The sequence below is a fragment of the Bacillus sp. DHT2 genome (assembly GCF_026241455.1).
In the GTDB taxonomy this organism is placed as follows: Bacteria; Bacillota; Bacilli; order Bacillales; family Bacillaceae_G; genus Bacillus_A; species Bacillus_A pseudomycoides.
The window spans coordinates 1-1367 of the sequence record NZ_JAPHWH010000059.1 but is presented as its reverse complement, the minus strand read 5'-3'; the positions used below and the strand labels follow the sequence as shown (position 1 = coordinate 1367).

The 1367-nt window shown below is 38.5% G+C and carries 1 protein-coding gene; it reads left to right on the top strand.

Annotation, left to right across the window (positions count from 1 at the left end):
- Positions 1 to 353: 353 nt before the first annotated feature.
- A partial coding sequence (locus tag ORL93_RS30740) for an IS110 family RNA-guided transposase (RefSeq protein WP_265960340.1) occupies positions 354 to 1367 on the top strand: 1014 nt, incomplete at its 3' end.

Sequence of the window (1367 nt, the reverse complement as noted above, 5' to 3'; positions counted from 1 at the left end):
CCTCGTATATTATTTTTTAGTTACTCTTTCAAGCGACGATTTAACACAATGTTCTCTTGGACGTCCGAGGATATTCCTAGATAATGAAAGTAAGGATCATTTGGGACAATTCTCCCTCTCCCTGTAGGCTTTAACTACATTAAAAGACTGTTTCCCAGTGTTCGCTTTATTCTTCCTACTCACAGGCTGTTCTCCTTGATTCAAACCTAGCTGTTAGTAGCGCTAGGGCGGCTTTTGAAGCAAGGGTAAGTTCTTATACACGAGGATGTTGGTCAGCGTTCACACTAGGGATATCCCCAGACGTCCAAGAAAGAGATTTTCCAATGATTCTAAAAGAAAGGAGGAACTCTCTCATGAAACTATTTGTTGGTTTAGATGTGAGCTCTCAAGATGCAAAAGTTTGTTTTTTAAATGGTGAAGGTGATCGATTAGAATCGTTCACCATTACAAATGACTTACCTGGAGCCATAATATTAAAAGAAAAAATTCTGAACACAGCTTCCAAATTAACCTGTGAAGTGATTAAGATTGGCTTAGAATCTACGTCGATTTATAGCTACCATCCAGCTATGTTTCTTCACAATGATAAGGAGCTAAGAACCTACGGTTCTCAAGTGTTTATGATTAATCCAAAACAAATTGCAAACTTTAAGAAAAGTTATCCAGAGATGGATAAAACAGATGCCATTGATGCATTTGTCATTGCAGACTATGTTCGTTTTGGACGTCATACGATGTCGATTGTGAAGGAAGAGCAATACATTGCTTTACAACAGTTAACTCGTTCTCGTTATCAACTCGTACATGCCTTAACAAAAGAAAAACAACATTTTCTTCAACACTTAGGATTAAAGTGTAGTCAATTTACACAAGACGTTGGGTCTTCTGTCTTCGGAAATGCCATGATGGAATTATTCTTAGAACGATTCAGCTTAGAAGAACTCGCTCAAATGCCCTTACAAGATCTCGCTCTTTTTCTTCAGGAAAAAGGAAAAAATCGTTTTGGTAATCCAGAAGAAATAGCAAAATCCATTCAAAAAGCTGTCAGAGGATCCTATCGTTTAAGTAAAGTGGTAGAAGATTCTATTGACCTTCTACTAAGCACCTCCATCCAGATTATGCGCACGTATCAAGCTCAAATTAAAGAGATTGAGAAAGGTATAGAAAGTTTGATGTCATCGCTACCTCAAACGCTTGAAAGCATTCCAGGTATAGGTCCTGTATTCGCAGCCGGTATTGTGGCTGAAATTGGTCAAATTGAACGCTTTACCGATGAAACACGAATCGCCAAATACGCAGGTCTATTCTGGAAGAAATATCAGTCTGGTCGCTTTACTGCAGAAAACACGTCATTAACACGATCAGGG